This is a genomic window from Peribacillus sp. NPDC055009 (assembly GCF_053608705.1).
This window is the reverse complement of sequence record NZ_JBSGVZ010000002.1, coordinates 229,330-255,918: the sequence shown is the minus strand read 5'-3', so window position 1 is coordinate 255,918 and position 26,589 is coordinate 229,330. Positions and strand designations below refer to the sequence as shown.

Sequence of the window (26,589 nt, the reverse complement as noted above, 5' to 3'; positions counted from 1 at the left end):
CTAATGAGGTGAAGGTATGAAAATAGAACGGTTTGCTGAAGGGATTTCACTGAAACGCTCGGTTGATGCAGGTACTGCCGATCAAAGAAAAGCGGTTCAGGATATTATTTATGATGTCAGGAAAAGCGGAAACGCCGCTTTACATACCTATACCGAACGTTTCGATGGTGTCAGTGCAGGGGAATTACTTGTATCGGAACAGGAAATGGAAGAAGCGACAGCATCTTTAACTGCTGAGCAGCTTGATATTATACAAGAAGCCGCGAATAATATCCGAATGTTTCACGAGAAACAAATTCGAAATTCATGGTTTACGACTGATGATACGGGAACGATGCTAGGACAAAAATTGACACCTCTTGATGCTGTAGGTGTTTATGTACCTGGAGGCACAGCAGCCTATCCTTCGTCAGTACTGATGAATGCGTTGCCTGCGAAGGCCGCGGGGGTGGAAAGGATCGTTATGGTGTCTCCGCCAGGGAAGGATGGAAAATTATCGCCAGCGGTTTTGGCAGCTGCCAAAATTGCCGGGGTGAAGGAAATCTATAAAGTTGGAGGGGCACAGGCAATAGCTGCTCTCGCTTATGGGACGGAAACGATTAAGAAAGTGGATAAAATAGTGGGTCCGGGAAATATATATGTGGCGTTAGCGAAGCGGGAAGTATTTGGAGATGTCGCCATTGATATGATAGCAGGTCCAAGTGAAATAGCGATATTGGCGGACGAAACCGCCATCGCTGCAGAAGTTGCGGCAGACTTGCTGTCACAGGCGGAGCATGATGCCCGTGCTTGCAGTGTTTTGGTGACGACGTCAACGACTCTTGCCGAAGAAGTGGCCGCAGAAGTGACCAAGCAGGTGGCGTTACTTCCACGCCATGATATTGCTGCAGCATCAATAAGGGATTATGGAAGAATCGTTGTATGCGGGAATATGGCGGAAGCTGTTGAAGCGATTAATGAACTTGCACCGGAACATTTGGAAATTGTGGCCCATGATGCACTTGAAATCATGTCTAAAATCCGTCATGCCGGAGCAATCTTCATTGGCCGATTTAGTTCGGAGCCCGTCGGTGATTACTTTGCAGGTCCCAATCATGTGCTGCCTACCAATGGAACCGCCCGTTTTTCCAGTCCGCTTAATGTGGATGATTTCCAAAAGAAATCAAGCATCATCATGTATAGTGAAACGGCCTTCCGCAAAAATGCAGAAAAAATCGCAGCATTTGCCCGAATGGAAGGACTTGAGGCTCACGCCCGTGCCATTGAATCACGTGGTGTGAATGAATCCGGTAAATAGTCCTGAAATATTAAAATACGCGAAATCATTGATATAAAGACTTTTGACATGCTTTTACATCTTGGGAAAAGGGGTCTTACCCCGTTGAGGAGGAGTTGTAATGGAACGTTTTGCTAGTGTGGAGCGAAAGACGAATGAAACGGAAATAAGTTTGAAGTTTGGTGTGGATGGGGAAGGTAATTCCTCCATTAAGACGGGCGTTCCGTTTATGACGCATATGCTTGATTTGTTCACGAAACACGGGAAGTTTGATTTGACCGTAGATGCAAACGGAGATACAGATGTCGATGATCACCATACAACTGAAGATATTGGCATTTGCTTAGGTCAGACGTTATTGGAGGCCCTTGGGGACAAGCGCGGGATAAAGCGTTACGGAAATGCTTTCGTACCCATGGATGAAGCACTCGCCCAGGTTGTCATCGATTTAAGCAATCGTCCGCACCTAGAGTTCCGGGCTGAGTTTCCTTCGCAAAAGGTGGGTACTTTCGATACTGAACTCGTGCACGAGTTTCTTTGGAAATTCGCTCTTGAAGCCAGGATGAACCTGCATGTAGTCGTTCATTACGGTCACAACACACATCATATGATCGAAGCAATATTCAAAGCGCTGGGACGTGCATTGGATGAAGCTACGACTATCGATCCACGTGTCAAAGGCATCCCTTCGACGAAAGGAATGTTGTAAAAATGATCGGAATCGTCGATTATGGCATGGGGAATTTATTTTCTGTAAGTAAAGGGCTTGAACGCCTTGGTGCCGATTCATTCATTTCCGATGACCCAAAAGAACTTTCAAAGTCGAAAGGAATCATACTTCCCGGCGTTGGATCTTTCAGGGATGCAATGAGCCTCTTGGAAAAACAAAAGCTGGATGAATTCCTGCGGGAATATGTAGCCGATGGAGGTTATCTATTAGGGATCTGCCTTGGTATGCAGCTTCTCTTTGATGAAAGTGAGGAAAATGGACCGGCTAAAGGATTATCCCTCATCCCGGGAAAAGTCGTTCGTTTTAAGGGAGTGGATGCGAATGACCAGGTTTATAAAGTGCCGCACATGGGCTGGAATCGTCTTGAATTCAAACACGCTTCACCAGTGAATGAGGGGCTGGAAGAGGAGCATGTTTATTTCGTCCATTCCTACTACGTCGATACCGATGAATCATTCGTCACTGCTTCGGCAAGGTATGATGTGGAAGTGCCTGCGATCGTCGGTAAAGGGAATGTGTTCGGCATGCAGTTCCATCCGGAAAAAAGCGGGAAGATGGGCATGTCACTGTTAAAAAATTATCTGTCATTAGTAGAAGGGAAGGAAGAAGCATGAGCAACTTTACTATTTACCCGGCGATTGATATGCGTGGAGGCAAATGCGTCCGCTTAATCCAGGGAGATTACAATCAGGAAACCGTTTATGGCGATTCCCCCTTTGATATGGCAAAAAGCTTTGCGGACCAAGGAGCCGATTGGATACATATGGTCGACCTTGACGGAGCTAAAGAGGGAGTGCGCATCAATGATTCATACGTAATCAAAGCTGCAAGTGAGTTAGGGGCCCGCATTCAAATCGGCGGCGGCATCCGTACGGAACATGATATAGCCCATTACCTGGATAATGGTGTGGAACGTGTCATTCTTGGCAGCACGGCCGTTTCAGACCCTGATTTCACTAAAGATATGATTAGGAAATATGGAAGCCATATCGCAATCGGGATCGATGCGAAGGATGGCAGGGTTGCCACTCATGGTTGGCTTCAAACGTCTGGGACCCTTGCGATAGATCTTGGTAAATTACTGGCCGATGCTGGTGCAGAGACATTTATCGTGACTGATATCGCGACGGATGGGATGCTTTCAGGTCCGAATGTGAAAGGTATATTGGCCATGGCGGAGGCAACCGGTAAAAACGTTATCGCTTCGGGCGGCATTAGTTCACTTGAAGACCTTATCACCCTCAAAGAGTATGAAGCCCAAGGCATTGCAGGGGCAATCATTGGCAAGGCGCTTTATACCAATCGCTTTACTGTAGAAGAAGCACTAGAAAAGGTGCGTGGTTAAATGCTCACTAAACGAATTATTCCATGTCTCGATGTAAAGGATGGGCGGGTAGTCAAAGGGATACAATTTGTTTCCCTTAGGGATGCAGGAGACCCGGTCGAACTTGCAGCCTTTTACGACCAAGAAGGTGCCGATGAGCTTGTCTTCCTGGATATTTCCGCATCACATGAAGGCAGGGAAACGATTGTCGACGTCGTTCAAGCGGTAGCGGGCAGTCTGGCAATCCCGTTCACGGTGGGCGGCGGCATTAATTCATTGGCGGATATGAAGAAGATCTTACGAGCTGGAGCCGATAAGGTTTCCTTAAATACAGCAGCCATTCTGCGCCCTGATTTAATTAATGAAGGTGCTGATTACTTTGGTTCCCAATGTATCGTGGTCGCCATAGACGCCCGATATGAAGAAGGGCTTGGCTCATGGCGCGTATATACCCACGGCGGCCGGAAACCGACTGAATGGGAAGTGATCGATTGGGCGAAGGAAGCTGTGTCCCGAGGTGCAGGTGAAATACTATTGACAAGCATGGATTGTGACGGCGAGAAACAAGGGTTTAATATCGCTTTGACAAAAGCGGTATCTGAAGCCGTTTCGGTGCCGGTCATCGCCTCAGGCGGGGCGGGCAACGCTGGGCATTTCCAGGAAGCCTTCCAAGAAGGTAAAGCCGACGCAGCATTAGCCGCATCGATTTTTCATTATAAAGAAACATCCGTCAAAGAAGTAAAAGCGTTTCTCAAACAACAAGGAGTGGTTGTACGATGAATCTTGAAACTATTAAATACGACGAAAAAGGCCTGATACCGGCAATTATTCAAGATGCAGGAACCGGCGAAGTGCTGACACTTGCTTATATGAATCAAGAATCACTGCAATTGTCGATTGAAAAAGGTGAAACGGTTTTCTTCAGCCGTTCGCGCAATGAATTATGGCATAAAGGAGCAACCAGCGGTAATACCCAGAAAATCATCGAAATGAAGTATGACTGCGATCAAGATGCATTGGTCGTTCGGGTCGTTCCTGCAGGACCTGCGTGCCATACAGGGGCAACAAGCTGTTTTAGCGAAACGATTTATCAAAACGGTGAAGCCGGACAAGACGTGAAGGCGAATGTGACTTTCTTGACGGAATTGGAAAAATTGATTGAAAGAAGAAAATCGGAAATGCCTGAGGGTTCATATACTACCTATCTATTCGAAAAGGGCGTTGATAAGATCCTGAAAAAAGTCGGTGAAGAAGCGGCAGAAGTGATCATTGCTGCTAAGAACCGCGATGCAGAGGAACTTTCGATGGAAAGTGCCGATCTCCTCTATCACTTATTCGTTCTTCTTCAGGAGCAGGAGTTGCCTTTCCAAGCAGTGCTTGATGTATTGAAGGCTAGACATGCCGATAAGGATGAACCGAAAGAAACTGAATGAATGGTGAGTGCCCTCCGTCAAGGAGGGCTCAGACTGAAGACAAACTCGATGAAAGTCAAGTTTCTCTTCAGTTTTTTTATGGCTTGTACAATTTGGACGTTGATTATCGATCCAGGCACCCGCTTTTCCCGCCGGAGTCTCGCACAACCGCCCCAATCAACTTTTGCTACAAACTTTTGGTAGAAACCATATCTGAGATTTCAAGGTGTTGCTTTGTTCGGGAACATGAAAGAGATATTTCCCAACCCCTTTTGTGTGTATTTACGACAACGAGATCAATCCTGGCTCCCCATTTGACTAGGAATATACCTCAATTTTTTCTTGAAGAAAGCATGGTGATTCCCTTTTTCCATTTTCTTGAATTGTTCGGCAAATTTACTCCAATATGTTATAATACTATGGTTAATCAACTTGAAGATGGAGGATTACATGAGTAAAGACTCTAAATTTGGCCAACAGGCAAAAATTCTAACTTTTCACCCAACAGGTGAGTATTATTTCACCAAGGGTTTAAAAGCTTATCATAGACGAGAACTACCTAAATCAAAAAAATACCTGGAACGTGCGCTGGAACTTGAACCCGCTGAACCGATGATAGCCTGTCAATTGGCAATCACTTGCTCGGAAATCGGAGAATATAATTATTCAAACAACCTCTTGGAAAACATCTTGGATGTGATGGATCCCTATATGTCGGAATGTCATTACTTCCTGGCGAATAATTATGCCCACTTAGGCATGTTCAAGGAGGCTTATCGTCACGCCAGTGCTTATCTTGATAAAGAAGAAGACGGGGAGTTCAGCGATGACGCAGAGGACCTGCTTGAACTGATAACTTTTGAGTCGGATGAGTCAGAAGAAAATCCCTTTAAGCATGATGGGCTCATTACCAAACAGGAACAAGCCCGTGAGTACCTTGAATCAGGCAATTTTCCAAAGGCAATCGAAGTATTGAAAGAGACGATTGCCGAGTACGAGGATTACTGGTCCGCTTATAATAACCTGGCACTTGCCTATTTCTATCTTGGTCAAGTAAATGACGCCTTTGCAACACTTGATGAGGTACTTGAAAAAAGTCCAGGAAACCTGCATGCGCTTTGTAACCTTGTTGTTTTTCATCATTATCAACAAGATGAAGAGAAGGTTGAAGAGCTCATACACATGCTGGAGAAAATTAGGCCGATGCTATCCGAACATCGTTTCAAGCTTGGAGCGACCTTCGCTTTGATAGGAAACTATGCTTCTGCATATAAATGGTTGAAAGTACTGCAAAGGCAAGGGTTCGAGGGAGATGGAACCTTCTACTATTGGTTAACCATTTCCGCTTACCACCTAGGCCATGATCAGGCTGCCAAAAAGGCATGGAAAAAGGTCGTGGAAATGAACCCGGAAAAGGAAGGCATGGAGCCTTGGGGAGATATGAATGCAACTTCAGATGGTTTTGAACATCATTTTCCTTCTATTATAAAAAGGCTGGAAAGTGAATTCATTGAAGAAAGGCTGTTTGCCATTTTCCTTCTGAAACATTCGGTTCATAAACAGAAGCTATTGAAAAACCAGGTCCTCAACCTTAATCAGAATTTCACTGATTTGGAACGTGATTATGCTGAACTTGTTCAAGCTCCTGCTAAAGATCGTCAATTAACACCGATTGATTTTGCCGATCGCACAGCTGAGTTATTATATCAGCATTTCCAACCGATACAATTAAATGAAGCCGGGCTGTATTTAATGTGGTTTTCCGTCTTCATCGAAGCGGTGAAATCAGAGCAAAAGCTAAATAATCCAGCAGGATGGGCATCAGCGGTGGAGTACGTGTGGAATCAGCTTAAAAATGAGAAGGCGAGCAAACAGGCAATCGCAGACAAACATTTCATATCCGTGTCCACCTTATCAAAGTACGTAAAGTTGGTTCAAACCCTGCTTGGATGAGCAGATATTTGGACGAAAAATTATTTGTTATATAGGATAATAGGTAGGGAACACTAACCGTAGTGAAGGTTCCATTTGTAATGGAATATGGAGGAGTGAAAACATGTCTGAAAAAATTTATGACGTTGTTATTATTGGAGCTGGTCCTGCAGGGATGACGGCGGCTGTCTATACATCACGTGCGAACCTTTCAACATTGATGTTAGAACGCGGAGTACCGGGCGGGCAAATGGCCAATACAGAGGAAGTTGAAAATTATCCTGGATTCGACACTATACTCGGACCTGAACTTTCAACGAAAATGTTTGACCATGCAAAGAAATTTGGTGCGGAGTATGCCTATGGGGATGTTAAGGAAATCATCGACGGTGAAGAGTATAAAACGATCAAAGCCGGTTCCAAGGAATTCAAGGCACGTTCAATCATCATTTCATCTGGTGCCGAATATAAGAAAATCGGTGTTCCCGGCGAAAAAGAATTGGGCGGCCGCGGTGTATCGTATTGTGCAGTTTGTGATGGTGCATTCTTCAAGCAAAAGGAACTATTCGTTATCGGCGGCGGAGACTCTGCTGTTGAAGAGGGTGTGTACTTAACCCGCTTTGCTTCAAAAGTGACGATCGTTCACAGACGTGAAGAACTTCGTGCTCAAAAGATTCTTCAAGATCGTGCATTTGCCAATGAGAAAATAAACTTCATCTGGAATCACACTTTGAAGGAAATCAATGAAAAAGGCGGCAAAGTCGGCGGTGTCACACTAGTTTCCACTGAAAACGGGGAAGAGACAGTGATGGACGCAGACGGTGTATTCATTTATATCGGAATGCTTCCGCTAACTAAACCATTTGAGAACTTGGGCATCTTGAATTCCACAGGCTATATTGAAACGAATGACCGGATGGAAACACGCGTCCCTGGTATTTTTGCTGCTGGTGATGTTCGTGAAAAAACATTGCGCCAAATCGTTACAGCTACAGGCGATGGAAGCATTGCCGCTCAATCCGCTCAGCATTTTGTTGAGGAACTTCAAGAAAAATTGCAGCCTAAGGCTTGATTTCACTAGAATATACAATCGTAATTCCGTTTTAACGATGTTGTAACACGCGTGAAATAATGATTGGGTATAGTATGGATAGAAGTTGACCCCCTTTAATTATAAACGTTTAAGGACACAGATTAAGTTTCTGTGTCCTTTTTTTTTTTGTTTCCTGCTTTAAGACTAAATCTTTAGTTCCAATTTTTAGGATGTACCAAATGATTTTTAATGAGAAGTAAGTCCGCCCTTTGCATTTAGGCAGCGAAAGTGGAGAAGAATAGGAGTTAAGCAGGATAAAGGCTTATCTACGTGATTCCTTGGGAATGAATATTCCCCCAATGCAGGAAGTTTACTTTATTGTTAGCTCATTTCAAAAATAGTATAATGTTAAGATATACTAAACATATATATATCTTTCATAAAGGTAAGAAGATGAAAAATACAACTTGTTTGAACTATTAGCATTTGTAAATCGCCAAATGGATATCTAGCGGCGGTTTAAGGATATAAACTGAATCTCTTCAACACGGGGGTGAAGGTTTCTATAGTCGAGCAGAGCCAATTGAGGTGAAGAACGTGCAACGTGTCACAAACTGTGTATTGATCAAGGATAATCAAATCCTCTTATTGAAAAAGCCTAGACGCGGATGGTGGGTAGCTCCAGGCGGAAAGATGGAGCCTGGGGAATCTGTACGCGATGCTTGTATTAGGGAATATCGTGAAGAAACGGGCGTTTATTTAAAAAACCCTTCCATCAAAGGTATTTTCACCTTCATTATGAAGGACGGAGATAAGGTATTGTCGGAATGGATGATGTTCACTTTCTTTGCAACGGATTCCGATGGTGTAAATGTTGATGTTTGTGAAGAAGGGGAACTTAGCTGGCATCCGGTCGAAGATGTTAAAAAGCTGATGATGGCTGAAGGTGATTTTCACATCCTGGACTATATGGTTCATGGAACTGGGATCATTTATGGAACCTTTACCTATACACCTGAGTTTAAACTACTTTCTTACCGATTGGATCCAGGTTAATTTTCACATATAAAAAAGATTGCTATACATGGGGGCGGAGAAACTATGAGTACAGGGCAGATCAGTGAAACGCAATTGGTCATCATTACCGGAATGTCCGGAGCGGGTAAGACAGTGGCGGTTCAAAGTTTTGAAGACCTCGGCTTTTTTTGCGTCGATAATTTGCCGCCCACGCTATTGCCAAAGTTTTTGGAGTTAATGAAGGACTCAGGGAATAAGATGAATAAAGTGGCTCTTGTCATGGATTTGAGGGGTAGGGAGTTTTTTGATTCCTTATTTCTTGCACTGGATAATTTAACGGATTCAGCTGCAGTATCACCAAGAATCCTTTTTCTTGAAGCTGATGACGATTCCTTGGTCCGAAGATATAAGGAAACGAGAAGGACCCATCCGCTTGCTCCATTAGGCCGGCCATTGGAAGGCATTAAAATGGAGCGGGAACTATTGGACGAATTGAAGGGAAGGGCCCAGCTGATCTTTAATACTTCCCAACTGAAACCGCGCGAATTGAGGGAGAAAATCGCATCGGAGTTTTCTGCCGATAAAAGTGTCGGTTTTACAGTCAATGTCATGTCGTTCGGGTTCAAGCATGGTCTACCCATAGATGCCGACCTTGTGTTTGATGTACGCTTCCTGCCAAATCCATATTATATTGACCATATGAGGCCAAGGACTGGCTTGGAACAGGAAGTGTCGAGTTACGTTTTAAAATGGAGTGAGACGCAAAAATTCTTGGAAAAAGTGACCGATTTGCTTGCGTTCATGCTTCCATATTATAAACGTGAAGGAAAAGCACAGCTTGTTGTTGCGATAGGGTGTACAGGCGGTCAGCACCGTTCTGTAGCATTGACGGAGTATATTTCAAACCACTTCAAGAAGGATTACAGGGTTCAAGTATCACATCGCGATATCGAAAAAAGTAAGGGGAAAGCAGATGTTAGATAAAAAGAAACAACCTAAGGTTGTGATCATTGGAGGGGGAACCGGCCTTCCCGTTTTGTTGAGAGGGTTAAAGAAGCATCCGGTTGATATAACGGCAATCGTAACGGTAGCTGATGATGGTGGAAGTTCAGGCCGCCTTCGCGAGGATATGGATATTCCCGCTCCGGGTGACATTCGTAACGTGCTGGCTGCGTTATCGGATGTAGAGCCCCTTGTTGAACAAATGTTTCAACATCGCTTTCAGAGTAAAAATGAGTTGTCCGGGCATTCGCTGGGGAATTTGATACTGGCGGCAATGACCTCGCTGACCGGGGATTTCGTCCATGCGATCCAGGAAATGAGTAAATTTCTTAATGTCCGCGGTAAAGTGCTTCCGGCGGCCAACCAAAGTGTGGTTCTCCATGCGGAGATGGAGGACGGAACGATTGTTACAGGCGAATCCAAGATCCCCTTCTCAGGAAAGAAAATAAAAAAAGTATTTCTGTCTCCTCATCATATAAAGCCGCTCAGTGAAACTCTCCAGGAAATCAAACAGGCAGATCTTATTGTCATAGGTCCAGGGAGTCTATATACTAGCATTCTGCCTAACTTACTTGTTCCTGGTTTAGGAGAAGAGGTTGCCCGTTCGAAGGCGAAGAAGGTGTACATTTGCAATTTGATGACACAAGCCGGAGAGACGCTGGATTATAGCGCGAGCGATCATATAAAAGCGATATATGACCATATGGGAAATGCATATATTGACAGGATACTTGTTAATAATGAGGAAATACCAACCGAAATTCAGCAACGCTATCAAGCTGAATATGCTAAACCGGTCATGTATGATGTGGAAAGCTTAAAAATGATGGGGCTTGAAATCATACAAGAACGCATTTTCAGCTATGAAGGGAATGTAATACGCCATGACACGAAAAAAGTGGCGGATTTGCTCTATAATATGCTTGTAAATGAAACAAAAAGCCACATTGCACCGTAGATATAAGCGGGGACGGTTTTTTGATTGATAAAAATAGATTACCTGCGTTCGATTGGAGGTGAAATGGATGTCTTTTGCTTCAGAAACGAAAAAAGAGCTTACTACATTAGAGGGAAAGGATTGCTGCGGTAAAGCGGAATTGTGTGCGCTTATCCGGATGAACGGATCCCTTTCATTTTCTAATCGGAAGCTTGTTGTGGATATTCAAACTGAGAATGCTGCGATTGCCAGAAGGATTTATACGCTGCTGAAAAAAAGTTATGAGGTCCAGGTCGAGCTGTTGGTCCGTAAAAAGATGAAGCTTAAAAAGAATAATGTATATATTGTCAGGATGTCATCTGGAGGGCAGCGGGTTTTAACCGATTTGGAAATTTTAGGCGATGGATTTGAAATTCTCCATGCTATATCCGATACTATTGTTGGGAAGAAATGCTGTAAGCGTTCTTACCTAAGAGGTGCATTTCTTGCGGGAGGTTCGGTGAATAATCCGGAAACGTCTTCCTATCACCTTGAAATTTTCTCACTTTATAAAGAGCACAATGATGCCCTTTGTGAGCTAATGAATAAGTTTGGCTTGAAGGCCAAAACTCTTGAACGCAAGAAAGGGTATATCATTTATTTGAAAGAAGCCGAAAAGATTGCCGAGTTTTTAAGTATAGTTGGCGCCCATTCAGCTTTATTAAGGTTCGAAGATGTAAGGATCGTCCGTGATATGCGTAATTCAGTGAATCGGCTTGTGAATTGTGAAACAGCCAATTTGAACAAAACGATTGGGGCCTCATTACGCCAGGTTGAAAATATCCATTATATCGAGGATACGGTGGGATTAGGCATTTTACCGGATAAGCTTCGGGAAATTGCGGAGCTTAGGATTGCGTTTCAGGATATAACCTTAAAGGAACTTGGGGAAATGGTTTCTGGGGGAACAATCAGTAAATCCGGGATTAATCACCGATTACGTAAGATTGATGAAATAGCTGACAGGCTCCGTGGGGGAGAGGCTATTGCTGCGAAAAAATAAAGCTAACAGGGGAGATCAAGATGGTGGAAAAACAAGTTGAGGTAAAATTGAAAACGGGTTTGCAGGCGCGGCCGGCAGCTCTTTTTGTACAAGAAGCTAACCGCTTTCATTCAGATGTTTTTCTTGAAAAAGAAGGAAAGAAAGTGAACGCAAAAAGTATAATGGGGTTAATGAGCCTTGCCATCAGTTCTGGCGTGACCGTGAAGTTAATCGTCGAAGGACGCGATGAAAAAGAAGCGTTAGAGGCATTGGAAGAGTTTGTTCAGCAAGAGGGTTAAAAGAAAAGGATGCTTAAAAGAGCATCCTTTTTTTCATTATGCAAAAAAGCTCCGGAAGTCGCTAAAGGCGTTCTCCGGAGCCGGTTGTTGCATGATTATTTAGAGTCTTTTTTATCATCAAGGATGCTGCGCGTGATGACTTTGTCGATCAAGCCATATTCAAGAGCTCTTTCGGAAGTCATGAAGTTATCACGTTCCGTATCTCTTTGAAGGACTTCAATAGGTTGACCAGTACGTTCTGCCAAGATTTGGTTCAGTTTATCTTTCAAGTGAAGGATACGGCGGGCAGCAATTTCAATCTCCGTAGCTTGTCCTTGAGCTCCTCCAAGTGGTTGGTGAATCATGACCTCACTGTTTGGCAACGCATAACGTTTGCCTTTTTCACCAGCGGCCAATAGGAAAGCACCCATGGAAGCGGCCATACCGATGCATACTGTGGATACATTAGGTTTGATATATTGCATAGTATCGTAAATGGCCATACCGGAAGTGATGCTTCCGCCAGGGCTGTTGATGTATAGAGTGATATCTTTTTCAGGATTTTCCGCTTCTAAAAATAGTAATTGAGCAACAATGGAGTTGGAAACATTATCGTCAATTGCACTTCCTAGCATAATGATCCGGTCTTTTAATAAACGGGAGTAAATATCGTAGGCACGCTCCCCACGACTTGTTTGTTCGATAACTGTAGGAATTAAATTCATGTTCATTTCCTCCTTCGATTAAGAGAATCATTTAAATTCTTTATGTATGTATGATACACTTTTTGGTCAATTTAGGTCAAACAAAACAAACCCTATAATGGATAATTTGTTCGACAATTTTCTGGCTAAGGCTCCTTTCCGATAGATTACTTTATATATTATGCCGCACAGGGATGAATTTCCACATTACCCATAATACCCAAATGACGAAGTTTTAAACCTGATAACCCTTGCAAAGGAAGGGAATCTATCATATAATGAAGTCTGTTGAAAAAATATTTTCTATTACGCCCTCGTAGTGCAACGGATAGAACGCAAGCCTCCGAAGCTTGAAATGCAGGTTCGATTCCTGCCGAGGGCATTACCAATCTTCTGCTTAATAAAGTGGGGGATTTTTTATTGGTCATTTTTAAGAGGGGCCCTAAAATTTTTGGCGAATTCACTCGATTTCCGTAATATTCCATCGGATCCTGTAATGTAAGCCCTGTCTTGAAAATATACGCGCACACTATTGAAAAATGGTGATTTTTCAATAAAAGTAGTTGTTTAATTTGCATTTCTAACATATAGTATTTAAAACAAATAAACTATTCAGAAAAAAACGTAAGCGTTTTCATGGGTTTTTGTGTAGAATTTTCTCCTGATAATGTAAAATGGAGTGGGGGAGGGATGAATCGATGAGTATGAATATGAAAGCAGGACTTTTTCAACAGCAAACATTAAAGATGGCAATGACGCAGGAGCTTATGCAAGCTATTACATTGCTGCAATATTCCTCGCAGGAGCTATCGGCTTTTTTAGAAAATAAAATGGTGGAGAATCCATTACTGTCCATAGATCAGCCAACATCGGCTTTATTTCAGCCAACTTTTGACCGGAAAAAGGGAAAACGGACTCTTAAGAATACGTATGATGCCAACTATTGGATTGAACAGATCAGTGAAGATACTATATCGCTTGAACAGCATATCATGTCCCAGGTGAATCACCAGCAACTTACCGGTGAGCAGCAGAAGGCGTTGCTGCTATTAATTCATAACCTTGATGAAAACGGTTACTTGAGGACTGAGCTGGATGACATATGTATCCCTGGTATATCTCGGATAGTTTTGGAAGAAAGCCTCACAATTTTACAGGAACTCGAGCCGCATGGAATTGGAGCGAGAAATCTTCAAGAGTGCCTTTTGCTTCAGGTGCAAGCAGAAGGGGTGAACCTGCTTGCAGAATCGATCATAGAAAACCATTTCCTCGATTTTGCTGAAAAGCGCTGGAAAGACCTAAGTAAGAAAATCGGTGTTACAATGAAGGAGATTCAAGAAGTATTTGATTATGTCCAGACATTGAACCCGCGACCCGCATCACTCTTTTTTCAGGAAAAACCTTCTTATATAGTGCCGGATGTGGTCGTGGAAGTTCGGGATGGTATGCTGCTTGTCGGGAATTATGATGGTAACACACCTAATCTTAATGTGGATAAAGGGTATTTAAACCGTATGAAGAGCCATAAGGATCAGGGGGTTCAACGGTTTATCCAGGATAAGTGGCAGGAATACCAATGGATATCCAGAGGGATCCAACAGAGGAAAGAAACTATATTGAAGGTCATTCAGTGCATCGTCGATAAACAGCCGGCGTGCTTTCATCATGGCCTGAACTATTTGAAACCGATGACGATGAAGGAAATCGCCGACGAACTTGGTATACATGAGTCCACAGTAAGCCGGGCGGTCAAAGGGAAATACGTGCAGACACCATTTGGCACGATAGAGATGAGGATATTTTTCACTACTTCTTTACAGTCAGTCGGCCTTGATGAGGATATGTCGGGCATGCAGGCAAAAAAGAGCCTTCAGGCAGCCATCAATGGGGAAAATAAACAAAAGCCGCTCTCGGATCAGGACCTGGCAGAACGGTTGAAAGAAGAGCATGGAATTATCCTGGCACGCCGAACCGTTGCCAAGTACCGGGAACAATTAGGGATCCCTTCTTCATCTAAACGAAAAAGATATGATTGAAAAGGATGAGTGGTTTTGGAATCAAATGCGTTTGTTTTATATAGTAGGGATAAATGCCCGTTATGCGATAAAGCCAAGCAAGTGCTTGAAGAAGTGAAAGAGGAATCAGGCATAGGCTATAAAGAAATCGATATCCACACCGATGATGATTTGCTTGAGAAATTCGGGCTGATGATCCCTGTCGTTGAATGGAAAGATGATATCGTTCAATTCGGAAACGTTGATAAATCAGCTCTAAATAGGCTTTTGGAAAAATAATTTTTCAAATCATTTGAAGAAACATTCCGTTCCTGCTAGAATAAAATATGTAGCAGGAATATTTTTTTGTTTTAAGTGGGACAGAAAATGACTACGCGGGACATTATACGTCCAACTTAACTTTTTAGGAGTTTTAAATATGCGTACATTACTCGAGGTACAAAGAAAATTATTACCAGATTTCCTTTTGGTTATGCAAAAAAGATATGATATCCTGCGTTATATCAAAATGATGCAGCCGGTTGGAAGGCGCAGTCTGTCCGTGAGCCTTAATTTGACGGAGCGGACGCTCAGAGGCGAGGTTGATTTTCTGAAAAGTCAGAACCTGGTTAACATATTCAGCTCTGGCATGACGCTGACTGATGAAGGGATTGAAATCCTGGATAAGTTAGAAGGAATAATGCGTGAAGTAATGGGTATAGACATAATGGAACGGCAATTGCAGGATTTATTGCAAGTGGATGAGGTCATTATTGTCTCAGGAAATTGTGATGAGACCCCATGGGTGAAAAAAGAATTGGGTAAAGCTTGTGCAATCCGTATGAAACGAGAATGGAACTCAAAGAATATCATTGCGGTTACTGGCGGATCGACAATGGCCGAAGTGGCTGATTCGCTGTCACCTGATGAAGCGTCGAAGAAATTGACATTTGTCCCGGCCCGCGGGGGAATTGGTGAAGCAGTGCAGAATCAGGCCAATACGATTGTCGAAAAAATGGCCCAGAAGGCACAGGCCTCATACAGAGTATTGTATGTACCCGATCAATTAAGCGGTGAGGTTTATGCTTCATTTCAGAAGGAACCTGCAATTAAAGAAGTGATTTCCCAAATCAAATCTGCCGATATGATCATTCATGGAATCGGTGATGCCATGGCGATGGCAGAAAGAAGAAATTCTTCGCCAGAAATGTTAAAGAAGCTGTTAGATGGAAATGCTGTAGGAGAGGCATTCGGTTATTATTACGATGAAAACGGTAAAGTTGTTCATAAAGTTTTGACAGTCGGCATCCAGTTAGATGATCTTAGCCCTGAAAAGCGAGTGATAACTGTGGCAGGTGGTAAAACTAAAGCAAAGGCTATCCGTTCCTACATGAAAGGCGCACCTTCATCAACCGTTTTAATCACGGATGAAGCGGCGGCACAAGAGTTAATTCAGGGGAATTACACCCCTTAATATATTTGCGAACTTAAAAGGAGGAATTTTTCATGGCAGTAAAAGTTGGTATTAATGGTTTTGGACGTATTGGACGTAATGTATTTCGTGCAGCATTGAGTAATCCTGGGGTAGAGATTGTTGCTATTAACGACTTAACGGATGCTAATATGTTAGCGCACCTTCTTCAATACGATACAATTCATGGATCTCTTAATGAAAAAGTAACAGTTGATGGGGATTACCTTGTTGTTGATGGTCATAAAGTCAAAGTATTGGCTGAACGTGACCCTGCACAATTAGCATGGGGTGAACTAGGAGTAGAAGTAGTAGTAGAATCTACAGGACGTTTCACGAAACGTGCAGATGCAGCTAAGCATTTAGAAGCTGGCGCGAAAAAAGTAATCATCTCTGCTCCCGCATCTGATGAAGATATCACAATCGTCATGGGTGTAAACGAAGATAAATATGATGCAGCTAACCACCATGTAATCTCTAATGCTTCTTGTACAACGAACTGCTTAGCTCCATTTGCTAAAGTGCTTCACGAACAATTCGGAATCAAACGCGGTATGATGACTACTGTTCACTCTTATACAAATGATCAGCAAATCCTTGATTTGCCACATAAAGATTACCGCCGTGCACGTGCAGCTGCCGAGAATATCATTCCTACAACAACTGGGGCAGCAAAAGCTGTTGCACTTGTCCTTCCTGAACTTAAAGGGAAATTGAATGGTATGGCAATGCGCGTACCTACTCCAAACGTGTCTGTTGTCGACCTTGTTGCAGAACTTGAAAAAGACACAACAGTTGAAGAAGTTAATGCAGCATTCAAAAAGGCTTCTGAAGGTGAATTAAAAGGAATCCTTGAGTACAGCGAACTTCCGCTAGTATCAACTGACTATAACGGTAACCCATCATCATCTACAATCGATGCCCTTTCCACAATGGTAATGGAAGGAAACATGGTTAAAGTATTATCTTGGTATGATAATGAAACAGGATATTCAAGCCGTGTTGTTGATTTGATCGACTATTTGGCTAAAAAAGGATTGTAATTAGAATAATAAAAAACCTCACCAAGGTGAGGTTTTTTTTATCACACCTCTAAAAAAACTTGGCAGAAGATGATATTATTAGTAAGTCATTAATCAGTCAAGCGTTTACATTTCTTGTTTTTGGATAATTTCCTGGAAACCGACTATAATGAAAAAGAGAAAAGGGGAGTTGGGAAATTTACCCTCTCCCTTTTTGGCTAAAAGAATCAAAAATATGATAACAATATCTAAGGAGGTTCTTGGATTATGAATAAAAAGTCGATTAAAGATATTGAATTAAAGGGGAAACGCGTATTTTGCCGTGTTGATTTCAACGTGCCGATGCAGGACGGAAAGATTTCGGATGATACGAGAATCAAGGCTGCACTGCCGACGATTTCCTATTTGACAGAACAAGGCGCAAAAGTCATCTTAGCCAGCCACCTTGGCCGTCCTAAAGGACAAGTCGTAGAAGAATTGCGTCTAGCACCTGTTGCGGAAAGACTAAGCGAACTTAGTGGCAAGGATGTGCAAAAGGCAGAAGAAGCATACGGTGAGACCGTTCAATCAATAATTGATAACATGCAAGATGGCGAGATCTTGTTGTTGGAAAACGTTCGTTTCTATCCAGGAGAAGAGAAGAACGATCAAGAATTGGCGAAGTCATTTGCTGCACTTGCTGATGTTTATGTTAACGATGCATTCGGAGCTGCGCATCGTGCACATGCTTCAACTGAAGGAATAGCGCACCATCTCCCAGCCGTTGCCGGATTGCTGATGGAAAAAGAGCTTTCAGTACTTGGAAAAGCCCTATCCAACCCAGAACGTCCTTTTACAGCAATAATTGGCGGAGCAAAAGTAAAGGATAAGATAGGCGTTATCGAAAACCTTTTGGAAAAAGTCGATCACTTGATCATTGGTGGTGGATTGGGTTATACATTCATTAAAGCGCAAGGTCATGAAATCGGTAATTCTTTATTGGAAGAAGACAAAATAGAATTGGCCAAATCTTTCATCGAAAGTGCAAAAGAAAAAGGCGTAAAACTTCATTTGCCTATCGATGCAGTCGTAACTGCTGAATTTTCACCTGATGCAGAGACGGATAATGTCGATATCGATGCTATTCCAAAGGATAAAATGGCTCTTGATATCGGACCAAAAACAAGCGAATTATTTGCGGATGTAATCAAAAGTTCCAAGCTTGTCATTTGGAATGGACCAATGGGTGTATTCGAGTTCGATAAATTTGCGAATGGAACGAAAACCGTTGCTAAAGCCTTGGCGGAAGCAAAAGATACGTACAGCATTGTAGGCGGAGGGGATTCAGCCGCAGCCGCAGAAAAGTTTGGCTTGGCAGAAAAGATGTCCCATATTTCAACTGGCGGCGGTGCATCTCTTGAGTTCATGGAAGGCAAAGAGTTGCCTGGCGTTGTGGCCTTGAACGATAAATAAGACTGACCGTTACATATTTCAACTTTAGAAGGGATGAGAAACCAAATGCGTAAACCGATTATTGCAGGAAACTGGAAAATGAATAAAACACTATCTGAAGCGACTGCCTTTTTAGAAGAAGTGAGCAATTTGATTCCGAAGCAAGATGTAATCGATACGGTTGTATGTGCTCCAGCTTTATTTTTGGATCAGCTGGTTCAAGCAGCAAAAGGAACTGATGTGAAGATCGGGGCGCAGAACATGCACTTTGAAGAAAGCGGTGCTTTCACAGGAGAAATCAGCCCGATCGCATTGGCTGATCTTGGTGTATCCTACGTCATACTTGGTCATTCCGAACGCCGTGAAATGTTCAACGAAACGGATGAAGCCGTTAATAAAAAAGCTCATTCCGCTTTTGCCCACGGATTGACCCCAATCGTTTGCTGCGGTGAAACATTAGAGCAAAGGGAAGCTGGCGAAACGAATGATTTCGTAGGCAGCCAGATAGAAAAAGGCCTTGCAGGATTATCTGACGATCAATTGAAACAAGCCGTTATTGCTTATGAGCCGATTTGGGCAATTGGAACAGGAAAATCGTCATCTGCTCAAGATGCTAATGAAGTTTGTTCGCATATCCGCTCGGTTGTTGCTGACAAATTTTCAAATGAAGCAGCTGCAGCCATCCGCATTCAATACGGTGGCAGTGTAAAACCTGAGAATATTAAAGAGTACATGGCACAACCTGATATAGACGGTGCGTTGGTTGGCGGTGCAAGCTTGAAATCCGATTCATTTTTACAATTGCTGGAGGCTGGTCACTATGAGTAAGTCGCCTGTGGCACTTATCATCTTAGACGGTTTTGGCTGCCGTAACGAGGAAAAGGGAAATGCTGTTTTTCATGCGAAAAAACCGAACTTTGACCGTTTTTGGGAACAGTATCCGCATTCCCATTTAACTGCAAGCGGGGAAGCGGTCGGCTTGCCTGCCGGTCAAATGGGGAACTCGGAAGTGGGGCATTTGAATATCGGGGCAGGACGGATCGTTTATCAAAGTCTGACCCGTGTGAACCTGGCTATCCGTGAAGGTGAGTTTGCCAAAAACCCAACTTTGATCGATGCCATGAGCCATGCCAAGAAAAAAGGCACGGACCTTCATCTTTTCGGTCTACTTTCAGATGGCGGCGTGCACAGTCATATCGATCATATGTATGCCCTGCTGAAATTGGCCGCTAAAGAAGGAGTTAAAAATGTATATGTACATGCATTTTTAGATGGTCGTGATGTCGGGCCGAAAACGGCGCAAGGTTATATTAAGGAAGCGGAAGCGAAAATGAAGGAAATCGGTGTTGGACAGTTTGCGACCATATCCGGAAGATATTATTCGATGGACCGTGATAAGCGCTGGGAACGTGTGGAGAAATCCTACCGTTCGATGGTGTATGGTGATGGCCCTGCTTACTCTTCCGCGATGGAATGTGTCGAGGATTCCTACGAACATGGTATTTTTGACGAGTTCGTGATACCTTCAGTCATAACGGCGGAAGACGGTAAACCGGTGGCAACGATTAAAGATGATGATGCCGTAATCTTTTATAACTTCCGTCCAGACCGGGCGATCCAGATTTCCAATACGTTCACCAATGAGGATTTTCGCTCATTTGACCGCGGTCCTGGACATCCGAAGCATCTCCATTTTGTCTGCTTGACACATTTTTCAGAAACAGTTGACGGATATGTTGCATTTAATCCGACAAATCTTGATAATACATTAGGGGAAGTACTTTCCCAAAACCAGCTTACCCAGCTTCGTATCGCTGAAACTGAGAAATATCCGCATGTGACATTTTTCATGAGCGGCGGACGTGAAGAGAAGTTTCCTGGTGAAGAGAGGATTTTAATTAATTCTCCGAAAGTCGCTACATATGATTTAAAACCTGAAATGAGTGCTTATGAAGTTACGGATGCATTGGTGGAACAAATTGAGGCTGATCGTTTTGATGCCATTCTCTTGAATTTTGCCAATCCGGACATGGTTGGTCATTCAGGGATGCTTGAGCCTACCATTAAAGCGATTGAAACAGTGGATGAATGCCTAGGCAGGATTGTCGATTTAATCGTCTCAAAAGGCGGTACGGCAATCATCACCGCTGACCATGGGAATGCTGATGAAGTCGTAACGCTTGAAGGCAACCCGATGACAGCCCATACTACGAATCCCGTGCCTGTCATTATCACTAAAAATCAGGTAACATTAAGAACAGGTGGTATCCTAGGTGATTTAGCTCCAACGATGCTTGATTTGCTTGGAGTCGAAAAACCTGTTGAAATGACAGGGAAATCCCTATTATCTAAATAAAATTGTGAATAGGAAAAGGAGAGATTTATAATGCCGTACATCGAACATGTATATGCACGCGAAGTGCTAGATTCCCGTGGTAATCCAACAATAGAAGTAGAAATCCAAACAGAGTCCGGATACTTCGGACGTGCAATCGTACCATCAGGTGCTTCAACAGGAGAACACGAAGCGGTTGAGCTTCGTGACGGAGATAAATCTCGCTACCTGGGTAAAGGGGTACAAAAAGCAGTCGATAATGTAAATGATATCATTGCTGAAGCTGTCATCGGTTTGGATGTTACGAACCAAGCAGGACTTGACCTCACTATGATTGAATTGGATGGCACTGAAAACAAAGGAAACCTGGGAGCTAATGCAATCCTTGGCGTATCAATGGCTGCTGCCCATGCCGCTGCGGAATTTTCAGGTTTACCATTGTATCGTTACCTTGGAGGGTTCAATGCGAAACAACTTCCTACTCCAATGATGAACATCATTAACGGCGGATCACATGCCGATAACAATGTTGACTTCCAGGAATTCATGATTCTTCCTGTAGGTGCTCCTAGCTTCAAAGAAGCAGTTCGTATGGGTGCAGAAGTATTCCATGCCTTGAAATCTGTCCTTTCTGCCAAAGGCCTGAATACGGCAGTCGGCGATGAAGGCGGCTTCGCGCCAAACCTTGGTTCAAACCGTGAAGCGCTTCAAGTCATCATTGAGGCAATTGAAAAAGCTGGCTACAAAGCAGGCGAAGATATCTACCTTGGCATGGACGTAGCTTCATCTGAATTCTATAACAAAGAAACAGGCAAATATGATCTTGCTGGCGAAGGCCGCAATGGTGTTACATCAGAAGAAATGGTAGCTTTCTATGAAGAGCTAGTGAATGAATTCCCTATTATCTCCATCGAGGACGGCCTGGATGAAAATGACTGGGATGGCCACAAACTTTTAACGGAACGCATCGGTTCTAAAGTTCAGCTTGTTGGTGACGATCTTTTCGTAACGAACACGAAAAAATTGGCTGAAGGCATCGAAAAAGGCATCGGCAACTCCATCCTGATCAAAGTGAACCAAATTGGTACACTGACTGAAACGTTTGATGCAATCGAAATGGCAAAACGCGCAGGCTACACTGCAGTCGTTTCCCACCGTTCCGGTGAAACGGAAGATGCAACGATCGCTGATATCGCCGTTGCAACAAACGCAGGACAAATCAAAACTGGTTCCATGTCCCGTACAGACCGTATCGCTAAATACAACCAACTTCTTCGCATCGAAGACCAGCTTGGTGACTTGGCTGTATACGGCGGCTTGAAATCTTTCTATAACCTGAAGAAGTAATTATCAAGCATAAAATACGTCCGAACTTTGTCATACAAGGCACTTTTGGACACTTTGAGTTATGTAGTACATCAACTCGAACTTAGCAATACAAATGTTTAGTATCAACCCCTGATTTATAAGTGAGTGATATCGCTTATGAATTGGGGGTTTTTGCGTGTTAATACAGGACTTGTTGAAAGAATTTACATTTGACTTACAAATTGAAAATTATTCCAAGCGAACTATCGAGACCTACAATTACAAAATGGTATGGCCTATTGGATATTGATATTGCTAAAGATATTGACGATAAGGTCAACTTGTTAAAAGAGGAATTGGGAATTGGATATTGGATAGCCAAAAAAGGCAATCACCAAACTCCAAGGAGTTTATAAAAAAACACAAGGAAATCCACGCATATTATGGCATTCGCTTTAAATATGATGCTTACTGTGCTTATTTAACGAAAACTGAAAGTAAAGTTCGTGAAAGCCTAGAGCTGCCTAAAACTCAAGATGATGCAAAACTTGTGTTCGATATTGTGGCTAGAAAATATAATTTGCAATTAGCAGAAAGGCGACAAATCAACGGTTTCGGTAAAGTGGACAGAGCAATACATCAAGCAAAGATAGATGGAAAGTATGTCCCACTAGCCACGCTTGTTTATGATTACATGGTAGATGGTCATGAGCTGGATGTTAAAAACACAGACGAAAAATCTTATATGCCAAACTTTTAGACCGTTCCAATAGGAATGGTCTTTTTTAGATTGACAGCATAATTTTGGTACTTCATACTTCTATAGTAATAGATGTAACGGAATATTTAGTTAATTAAGAGGACGAAAGCCATGAAACCAGAAATCTTATCAACAGCCATCGAAACGCTAACAGGATTGTTTTTCCGTAACAATAATGAAGGAACTGACTTTCTTGCCAAACGCACATTGGACCATTATATAAACGACCTTGATTTGCTTGGTGATATCAACTCTGTAGCTGTGGAAATTGATAAACAGCGAGCGTGGGCTCTCATTCCCAAGCTACGATTATTTGACAGCAAGAGCGCTGATGAAATCGAAGTTGCTTTAGGTGGGTTGGGATATACCGATGCTGAAATTATTGCCAGTGACATAGTATTTGAGGAGTGGAAAAAATCTCAAAAGCACTGCCAATGATTTTAAAAGGAGGAATACCGATGTGGGGACGATACCTTTGGAAACTCCGATTGTTATTGACCATTCCATATTTGTTATTTGCGATATTAATGTTTTCGTCCATTGGCAACGATAAGGATTATGGTTATTATTGGATGGCGTTTGTGGTCTATGCGATTGTTTCAAATATCATCCTTCATAAAATGGAAAAGAAAGAAAAGATGGAAAAGGAATGAATTTAAGGAGGTAAGCACTTTTACCTCCTTTGCCAATTTCATAAATGGAGGTGGATATTATGGGGCTCAAGAACATTTACAAAAAATCATTGTCTATGGCTCTGGTACGGGCTGGACATGACATTCATCATACTATGCCCAATCGAAACAACAAAAAATACCAAGTGTTTGTTTTCATCCATACCGATGAATTAATAAAAGATTTACTGGAGTTAACCAAACGGGAGGTGAGACAATGACTGAACGTTTCTCTATCGCTATTATAATCTCCTGTGTAGCTGTAGTAATGGGCATACTGATTGATTTAGGAATGCTGTATATTGCATTTATACTTCTTGTAATTTGTGTATTGGCTGTTCTTCCCGTCAAGTGGTTTCGTGATTGGTTATGGAGTGACTAAAATATGCTGGTTGTACATTCAATTGAATATAAAAATTCAAAAATTGGGAGGTATGTCACCAATGAAAAAATACATAAATATAGTTGGAGCATTGGGCTTAATCGTTTTGATTATGGCAATGCCATTTTTCTACACAACCATTTTTTTGGGTAGTTTTATCTTGGACCCAACACCGCATACGAATCCTCAGCCTGGCCATGAAGACCACAATGCAACAAAAATTTGGGAGGGTATGTCAAAAGAGGAATATCAGAAAATTAAATACGTAGAAGAACATAAATATAAATATGAAAATGAAGAACCTGCATTCAACCCAGATGAATCATCAAGTTTCAACCTATTTGAAGTTGAAAATAAAAACGATGAATATTGAAGGACCCCGCCAATTATGCGGAGTCCTTTTTTCGTTGCTTAAATATGCAATGCTCCAAAATTAGGTTTCGTTCTTTCAGTCGTTGAAATCCATTCACCCAATTATTTGGGGATTCTGCTTCTGACGAGAAGATGGATTCTGCACAGTAATTTCTTTTCACCTCCCATACAATGTGAGAATACACATTGTATGGGAGGTTTTTTTGCTTATAAAGTTAGCCGCCAGTCACTGATTCCGGCTTGGTTCAGGGCTGATAAAAGGATTTAATCAAACGTTTGATTAATATAAAAAAAGGTGCCGCATCCGGGCACCTTTTTTTATTTACTCGATACAGCTTCCACTGGTACGGCATTATAGTATTCTTCTAATGTAATCTTCGCTTCAAAGATTTCAGTTGCGGTAGCGACACCAACATAACGGATGTGCCATGGTTCGTATTTATAACCTGTGATGTTTTCCTTGCCTTCAGGGTAGCGAATGATAAATCCGTATTCATGTGCATGTTCAGCAAGCCAGGCAGCTTCATTCGTATCACCGAAGCAGTCTTGGGCAGCGCATGCCCCATCGTGGGTCGTGACATCAATCGCCAGGCCTGTTTCATGCTCGCTTGTCCCAGGCATTGCACTGTAGGTTTTCGCCTTTTCTTCCCCGTCCTTAGCCACATAGTTATTAAAGACCTCGATCTGTCTTTGGTGAGAGCGATAAGCGGAAACGCCGGCAAAGTGCATGTTTTCTTTTTCGGCAGCCTGGAACATTACTTCAAGTGCCTTTCCCGCTTCCTCTCGCATCATTCTTTTTTCAATTTTATCTTGAAAGATGAAATCCACTTTTGGGTAGATGAGGTCAGCAGGTTTGTAATCTTCAGGCAGGCTGTATTGTTTATTGACAAGTACAGGAATGCCTTCCGGATGGGCTAATGTCTGAAGGCCAGCCTGTCCGGGTTTAGCCGTTTCATCAACTTCCACCTGGCGTTGGGCCGATTCTTTTGAATCATTATTCTTGTCGGTTTCTGTCTCCGTCTCCTGGGAGCCCGGTTGTTCTTCTTTTTGCTCTTTTTCATGCTCGCTTGTCAGGTCGGATGAACAGCCAGCCATTAGAATGAAAGATGATAGAGCAGTTGCTGCAAATATAGGTTTTAACATATGAAAGGCCCCTTGCTTTTAATATAAGTTTCCAATAAAAGTAGTTTTGAAAAAAATTATCGGGATAAGTAATCCCTTGTTAATTCACTTTGATATTTATCAAGAAATAAGCCAATCCAGACGACCATCAATAAAAATGGATAATCGTTACGGACTGCGGTTTCCACAACGGGATCAGACCAAAAGCTCGAAAGGAAACCCGATGACATCCTGATTGTCTCGAATGTGACAAGGGCGTGAAGCGATAACCAAAGAATCGTAAGGGTATTGGTCCCAAACCCAATGACCGCCGCTATGACGCTCAGCAAGGCGGCTGCTGCCCCGATCAGGAGGACATTGAAGCTTGATTGGAAAAAGTCAGTACCGCTATTGGAAAGTCCATTATAAATAATAGCAGTAAAATAAACGGTTGTCGTGATATATGCAGCAAATAATAAGTATCGATTTCCGTGATACTTTGCCAGCAGCAATAAAAGCGGTGATAGGATGATTAATAGGACACTGATAAAATTGCTTCCGCCTGTCCATAAAGAATAGCCGGCAACCGCCGAGAATAGGATGGTCAGGAGATCAAGAATCCGGAGTATGGACTTAAACATGTTGACACCTCTTTCTCTATTTATGCAAATTATCTCAAACTTTGATTCAAAAAGAAAATAAATGACTATGGATTTTTAGGAATTCTTACCATCATAGTATAACAAAGATTGTGGATACTTATTGGGTGTGGTAAAGTTAAAGTAATTGTTTATTGGTTCTTCAGGAGGTGTAATTGCATGCATGCATTTCTCATAACGCTTTTAGTGATTGTCAGTATCGCCCTCATTGTGACGGTATTGCTTCAATCAGGTAAGAGTGCAGGTTTATCAGGTGCGATTGCCGGCGGTGCTGAGCAGTTATTCGGAAAGCAAAAGGCACGCGGTTTGGACCTGGTTTTACATCGTGCGACAATAGTATTGGCGATTTTATTCTTTGCTTTAACTTTACTAGTTGCATACTTTGATGTGTAATGGATCAAAAATGAGTCTAGCTAA

General features: G+C 42.6%; 31 protein-coding genes and 1 tRNA gene. 29 read left to right on the top strand and 3 right to left on the bottom strand.

Going from position 1 to position 26,589, the window contains the following annotated elements; translation table 11 throughout:
• Window positions 1-16: 16 nt before the first annotated feature.
• From hisD to ACWF5P_RS05005, 13 genes are all read left to right on the top strand, one after another.
• Entirely contained in the window at window positions 17-1,297 is a 1,281-nt protein-coding gene (gene hisD / locus ACWF5P_RS05065; protein WP_260358751.1) for a histidinol dehydrogenase, read from the top strand.
• 100 nt (window positions 1,298-1,397) lie between these two features.
• A complete protein-coding gene (hisB, locus tag ACWF5P_RS05060; protein ID WP_063233950.1) occupies window positions 1,398-1,985 on the top strand; it encodes an imidazoleglycerol-phosphate dehydratase HisB in 588 nt (195 codons plus the stop codon).
• Window positions 1,986-1,987: 2 nt separating this feature from the next.
• The gene (gene hisH / locus ACWF5P_RS05055; protein WP_137016666.1) at window positions 1,988-2,620 is read left to right on the top strand and encodes an imidazole glycerol phosphate synthase subunit HisH; all 633 of its coding nucleotides are present in this window, start codon (window positions 1,988-1,990) and stop codon (window positions 2,618-2,620) included.
• Entirely contained in the window at window positions 2,617-3,351 is a 735-nt protein-coding gene (gene hisA, locus ACWF5P_RS05050) for a 1-(5-phosphoribosyl)-5-[(5-phosphoribosylamino)methylideneamino]imidazole-4-carboxamide isomerase (RefSeq protein ID WP_101223726.1), read from the top strand. The genes hisH and hisA overlap by 4 nt, the downstream gene beginning before the upstream one ends.
• Window positions 3,352-4,110: an imidazole glycerol phosphate synthase subunit HisF gene (gene hisF / locus ACWF5P_RS05045; RefSeq protein ID WP_434168084.1), complete on the top strand. Its 759-nt coding sequence runs from the start codon at window positions 3,352-3,354 to the stop codon at window positions 4,108-4,110.
• Window positions 4,107-4,763, top strand: coding sequence for a bifunctional phosphoribosyl-AMP cyclohydrolase/phosphoribosyl-ATP diphosphatase HisIE (gene hisIE / locus ACWF5P_RS05040; RefSeq protein WP_101223724.1), 657 nt, complete (start codon window positions 4,107-4,109; stop codon window positions 4,761-4,763). The genes hisF and hisIE overlap by 4 nt, the downstream gene beginning before the upstream one ends.
• 429 nt (window positions 4,764-5,192) lie before the next feature.
• The gene (locus ACWF5P_RS05035; protein WP_101223722.1) at window positions 5,193-6,695 is read left to right on the top strand and encodes a tetratricopeptide repeat protein; all 1,503 of its coding nucleotides are present in this window, start codon (window positions 5,193-5,195) and stop codon (window positions 6,693-6,695) included.
• Window positions 6,696-6,798: 103 nt separating this feature from the next.
• Window positions 6,799-7,746: a thioredoxin-disulfide reductase gene (gene trxB, locus ACWF5P_RS05030; protein WP_434168083.1), complete on the top strand. Its 948-nt coding sequence runs from the start codon at window positions 6,799-6,801 to the stop codon at window positions 7,744-7,746.
• 558 nt (window positions 7,747-8,304) lie between these two features.
• Window positions 8,305-8,763, top strand: coding sequence for an NUDIX hydrolase (locus ACWF5P_RS05025; protein ID WP_101223721.1), 459 nt, complete (start codon window positions 8,305-8,307; stop codon window positions 8,761-8,763).
• Between the two features lie 45 nt (window positions 8,764-8,808).
• Window positions 8,809-9,708, top strand: coding sequence for an RNase adapter RapZ (gene rapZ / locus ACWF5P_RS05020; protein WP_101223720.1), 900 nt, complete (start codon window positions 8,809-8,811; stop codon window positions 9,706-9,708).
• Window positions 9,698-10,684: a gluconeogenesis factor YvcK family protein gene (locus tag ACWF5P_RS05015; RefSeq protein ID WP_101223719.1), complete on the top strand. Its 987-nt coding sequence runs from the start codon at window positions 9,698-9,700 to the stop codon at window positions 10,682-10,684. Before rapZ ends, ACWF5P_RS05015 begins: the two co-directional genes overlap by 11 nt.
• 67 nt (window positions 10,685-10,751) lie before the next feature.
• Window positions 10,752-11,705, top strand: a complete 954-nt coding sequence (gene whiA, locus ACWF5P_RS05010) for a DNA-binding protein WhiA (protein WP_101223718.1) — start codon at window positions 10,752-10,754, stop codon at window positions 11,703-11,705.
• 20 nt (window positions 11,706-11,725) lie between these two features.
• The gene (locus ACWF5P_RS05005) at window positions 11,726-11,983 is read left to right on the top strand and encodes an HPr family phosphocarrier protein (protein ID WP_101223717.1); all 258 of its coding nucleotides are present in this window, start codon (window positions 11,726-11,728) and stop codon (window positions 11,981-11,983) included.
• A 95-nt stretch (window positions 11,984-12,078) separates the two neighbouring features.
• Here the strand turns inward: ACWF5P_RS05005 and clpP are convergent, their stop codons facing one another.
• Entirely contained in the window at window positions 12,079-12,687 is a 609-nt protein-coding gene (clpP, locus tag ACWF5P_RS05000) for an ATP-dependent Clp endopeptidase proteolytic subunit ClpP (RefSeq protein ID WP_063233960.1), read from the bottom strand.
• 289 nt (window positions 12,688-12,976) lie between these two features.
• Between clpP and ACWF5P_RS04995 the strand changes: the two genes are divergently transcribed.
• From ACWF5P_RS04995 to ACWF5P_RS04925, 15 genes are all read left to right on the top strand, one after another.
• Window positions 12,977-13,048 (top strand) — tRNA-Arg (locus ACWF5P_RS04995).
• Between the two features lie 316 nt (window positions 13,049-13,364).
• A complete protein-coding gene (gene rpoN, locus ACWF5P_RS04990; RefSeq protein ID WP_434168082.1) occupies window positions 13,365-14,702 on the top strand; it encodes an RNA polymerase factor sigma-54 in 1,338 nt (445 codons plus the stop codon).
• 9 nt (window positions 14,703-14,711) lie between these two features.
• Window positions 14,712-14,960 (top strand): glutaredoxin family protein, encoded by a 249-nt coding sequence (locus ACWF5P_RS04985; protein ID WP_397315546.1) that lies wholly within the window; start codon window positions 14,712-14,714, stop codon window positions 14,958-14,960.
• Between the two features lie 139 nt (window positions 14,961-15,099).
• Entirely contained in the window at window positions 15,100-16,134 is a 1,035-nt protein-coding gene (locus ACWF5P_RS04980; protein ID WP_101223715.1) for a sugar-binding transcriptional regulator, read from the top strand.
• 32 nt (window positions 16,135-16,166) lie between these two features.
• Window positions 16,167-17,174 carry a type I glyceraldehyde-3-phosphate dehydrogenase gene (gene gap, locus ACWF5P_RS04975; protein ID WP_076368241.1) on the top strand — a complete coding sequence of 336 codons (1,008 nt, stop codon included), beginning with the start codon at window positions 16,167-16,169 and terminating at the stop codon, window positions 17,172-17,174.
• A gap of 246 nt (window positions 17,175-17,420) precedes the next feature.
• Window positions 17,421-18,605 carry a phosphoglycerate kinase gene (locus ACWF5P_RS04970; protein ID WP_230176168.1) on the top strand — a complete coding sequence of 395 codons (1,185 nt, stop codon included), beginning with the start codon at window positions 17,421-17,423 and terminating at the stop codon, window positions 18,603-18,605.
• Between the two features lie 45 nt (window positions 18,606-18,650).
• Window positions 18,651-19,412, top strand: a complete 762-nt coding sequence (tpiA, locus tag ACWF5P_RS04965; RefSeq protein WP_434168081.1) for a triose-phosphate isomerase — start codon at window positions 18,651-18,653, stop codon at window positions 19,410-19,412.
• Window positions 19,405-20,940, top strand: a complete 1,536-nt coding sequence (gene gpmI / locus ACWF5P_RS04960) for a 2,3-bisphosphoglycerate-independent phosphoglycerate mutase (RefSeq protein ID WP_230176169.1) — start codon at window positions 19,405-19,407, stop codon at window positions 20,938-20,940. Before tpiA ends, gpmI begins: the two co-directional genes overlap by 8 nt.
• A gap of 30 nt (window positions 20,941-20,970) precedes the next feature.
• Entirely contained in the window at window positions 20,971-22,266 is a 1,296-nt protein-coding gene (eno, locus tag ACWF5P_RS04955; RefSeq protein ID WP_034309992.1) for a phosphopyruvate hydratase, read from the top strand.
• 331 nt (window positions 22,267-22,597) lie between these two features.
• Window positions 22,598-22,987: a hypothetical protein gene (locus ACWF5P_RS04950; protein WP_434168080.1), complete on the top strand. Its 390-nt coding sequence runs from the start codon at window positions 22,598-22,600 to the stop codon at window positions 22,985-22,987.
• A gap of 111 nt (window positions 22,988-23,098) precedes the next feature.
• Window positions 23,099-23,425: a hypothetical protein gene (locus ACWF5P_RS04945; RefSeq protein ID WP_141992827.1), complete on the top strand. Its 327-nt coding sequence runs from the start codon at window positions 23,099-23,101 to the stop codon at window positions 23,423-23,425.
• 20 nt (window positions 23,426-23,445) lie between these two features.
• Window positions 23,446-23,640: a hypothetical protein gene (locus ACWF5P_RS04940; RefSeq protein WP_101223709.1), complete on the top strand. Its 195-nt coding sequence runs from the start codon at window positions 23,446-23,448 to the stop codon at window positions 23,638-23,640.
• 59 nt (window positions 23,641-23,699) lie between these two features.
• On the top strand, window positions 23,700-23,879 hold the full coding sequence (locus ACWF5P_RS04935; RefSeq protein WP_141992828.1) for a hypothetical protein: 180 nt from the start codon (window positions 23,700-23,702) through the stop codon (window positions 23,877-23,879).
• Window positions 23,876-24,040 (top strand): hypothetical protein, encoded by a 165-nt coding sequence (locus ACWF5P_RS04930; protein ID WP_157831060.1) that lies wholly within the window; start codon window positions 23,876-23,878, stop codon window positions 24,038-24,040. Before ACWF5P_RS04935 ends, ACWF5P_RS04930 begins: the two co-directional genes overlap by 4 nt.
• 61 nt (window positions 24,041-24,101) lie before the next feature.
• Window positions 24,102-24,413 carry a hypothetical protein gene (locus tag ACWF5P_RS04925; protein ID WP_230176172.1) on the top strand — a complete coding sequence of 104 codons (312 nt, stop codon included), beginning with the start codon at window positions 24,102-24,104 and terminating at the stop codon, window positions 24,411-24,413.
• 317 nt (window positions 24,414-24,730) lie between these two features.
• Here ACWF5P_RS04925 and ACWF5P_RS04920 read toward each other — a convergent pair whose 3' ends face one another.
• Together ACWF5P_RS04920 and ACWF5P_RS04915 are read right to left on the bottom strand one after the other, a co-directional pair.
• Window positions 24,731-25,555: a M15 family metallopeptidase gene (locus tag ACWF5P_RS04920; protein WP_452444670.1), complete on the bottom strand. Its 825-nt coding sequence runs from the start codon at window positions 25,553-25,555 to the stop codon at window positions 24,731-24,733.
• Between the two features lie 56 nt (window positions 25,556-25,611).
• Window positions 25,612-26,154, bottom strand: a complete 543-nt coding sequence (locus tag ACWF5P_RS04915; protein WP_101223706.1) for a hypothetical protein — start codon at window positions 26,152-26,154, stop codon at window positions 25,612-25,614.
• 177 nt (window positions 26,155-26,331) lie between these two features.
• On the opposite strand from ACWF5P_RS04915, the gene secG reads away from it, so the two are divergent.
• Window positions 26,332-26,565: a preprotein translocase subunit SecG gene (gene secG / locus ACWF5P_RS04910; protein ID WP_034309999.1), complete on the top strand. Its 234-nt coding sequence runs from the start codon at window positions 26,332-26,334 to the stop codon at window positions 26,563-26,565.
• Window positions 26,566-26,589 lie beyond the last annotated feature (24 nt).

Excerpts from the sequence above, each read along its gene's own strand:
- hisD (WP_260358751.1), top strand. The coding sequence starts at position 17 with ATGAAAATAGAACGGTTTGCTGAAGGGATTTCACTGAAACGCTCGGTT.
- eno (WP_034309992.1), top strand. The coding sequence starts at position 20,971 with ATGCCGTACATCGAACATGTATATGCACGCGAAGTGCTAGATTCCCGT.
- tpiA (WP_434168081.1), top strand. The coding sequence starts at position 18,651 with ATGCGTAAACCGATTATTGCAGGAAACTGGAAAATGAATAAAACACTA.
- ACWF5P_RS04935 (WP_141992828.1), top strand. The coding sequence starts at position 23,700 with ATGGGGCTCAAGAACATTTACAAAAAATCATTGTCTATGGCTCTGGTA.
- hisA (WP_101223726.1), top strand. The coding sequence starts at position 2,617 with ATGAGCAACTTTACTATTTACCCGGCGATTGATATGCGTGGAGGCAAA.
- ACWF5P_RS04930 (WP_157831060.1), top strand. The coding sequence starts at position 23,876 with ATGACTGAACGTTTCTCTATCGCTATTATAATCTCCTGTGTAGCTGTA.
- hisF (WP_434168084.1), top strand. The coding sequence starts at position 3,352 with ATGCTCACTAAACGAATTATTCCATGTCTCGATGTAAAGGATGGGCGG.
- whiA (WP_101223718.1), top strand. The coding sequence starts at position 10,752 with ATGTCTTTTGCTTCAGAAACGAAAAAAGAGCTTACTACATTAGAGGGA.
- hisH (WP_137016666.1), top strand. The coding sequence starts at position 1,988 with ATGATCGGAATCGTCGATTATGGCATGGGGAATTTATTTTCTGTAAGT.
- ACWF5P_RS04945 (WP_141992827.1), top strand. The coding sequence starts at position 23,099 with ATGAAACCAGAAATCTTATCAACAGCCATCGAAACGCTAACAGGATTG.
- ACWF5P_RS04920 (WP_452444670.1), bottom strand. The coding sequence starts at position 25,555 with ATGTTAAAACCTATATTTGCAGCAACTGCTCTATCATCTTTCATTCTA.
- hisIE (WP_101223724.1), top strand. The coding sequence starts at position 4,107 with ATGAATCTTGAAACTATTAAATACGACGAAAAAGGCCTGATACCGGCA.
- ACWF5P_RS05005 (WP_101223717.1), top strand. The coding sequence starts at position 11,726 with ATGGTGGAAAAACAAGTTGAGGTAAAATTGAAAACGGGTTTGCAGGCG.
- ACWF5P_RS05015 (WP_101223719.1), top strand. The coding sequence starts at position 9,698 with ATGTTAGATAAAAAGAAACAACCTAAGGTTGTGATCATTGGAGGGGGA.
- rapZ (WP_101223720.1), top strand. The coding sequence starts at position 8,809 with ATGAGTACAGGGCAGATCAGTGAAACGCAATTGGTCATCATTACCGGA.
- trxB (WP_434168083.1), top strand. The coding sequence starts at position 6,799 with ATGTCTGAAAAAATTTATGACGTTGTTATTATTGGAGCTGGTCCTGCA.
- ACWF5P_RS05035 (WP_101223722.1), top strand. The coding sequence starts at position 5,193 with ATGAGTAAAGACTCTAAATTTGGCCAACAGGCAAAAATTCTAACTTTT.
- ACWF5P_RS04970 (WP_230176168.1), top strand. The coding sequence starts at position 17,421 with ATGAATAAAAAGTCGATTAAAGATATTGAATTAAAGGGGAAACGCGTA.
- ACWF5P_RS04925 (WP_230176172.1), top strand. The coding sequence starts at position 24,102 with ATGAAAAAATACATAAATATAGTTGGAGCATTGGGCTTAATCGTTTTG.
- secG (WP_034309999.1), top strand. The coding sequence starts at position 26,332 with ATGCATGCATTTCTCATAACGCTTTTAGTGATTGTCAGTATCGCCCTC.
- hisB (WP_063233950.1), top strand. The coding sequence starts at position 1,398 with ATGGAACGTTTTGCTAGTGTGGAGCGAAAGACGAATGAAACGGAAATA.
- rpoN (WP_434168082.1), top strand. The coding sequence starts at position 13,365 with ATGAGTATGAATATGAAAGCAGGACTTTTTCAACAGCAAACATTAAAG.
- gap (WP_076368241.1), top strand. The coding sequence starts at position 16,167 with ATGGCAGTAAAAGTTGGTATTAATGGTTTTGGACGTATTGGACGTAAT.
- clpP (WP_063233960.1), bottom strand. The coding sequence starts at position 12,687 with ATGAATTTAATTCCTACAGTTATCGAACAAACAAGTCGTGGGGAGCGT.
- ACWF5P_RS04915 (WP_101223706.1), bottom strand. The coding sequence starts at position 26,154 with ATGTTTAAGTCCATACTCCGGATTCTTGATCTCCTGACCATCCTATTC.
- ACWF5P_RS04940 (WP_101223709.1), top strand. The coding sequence starts at position 23,446 with ATGTGGGGACGATACCTTTGGAAACTCCGATTGTTATTGACCATTCCA.
- gpmI (WP_230176169.1), top strand. The coding sequence starts at position 19,405 with ATGAGTAAGTCGCCTGTGGCACTTATCATCTTAGACGGTTTTGGCTGC.
- ACWF5P_RS04980 (WP_101223715.1), top strand. The coding sequence starts at position 15,100 with ATGCGTACATTACTCGAGGTACAAAGAAAATTATTACCAGATTTCCTT.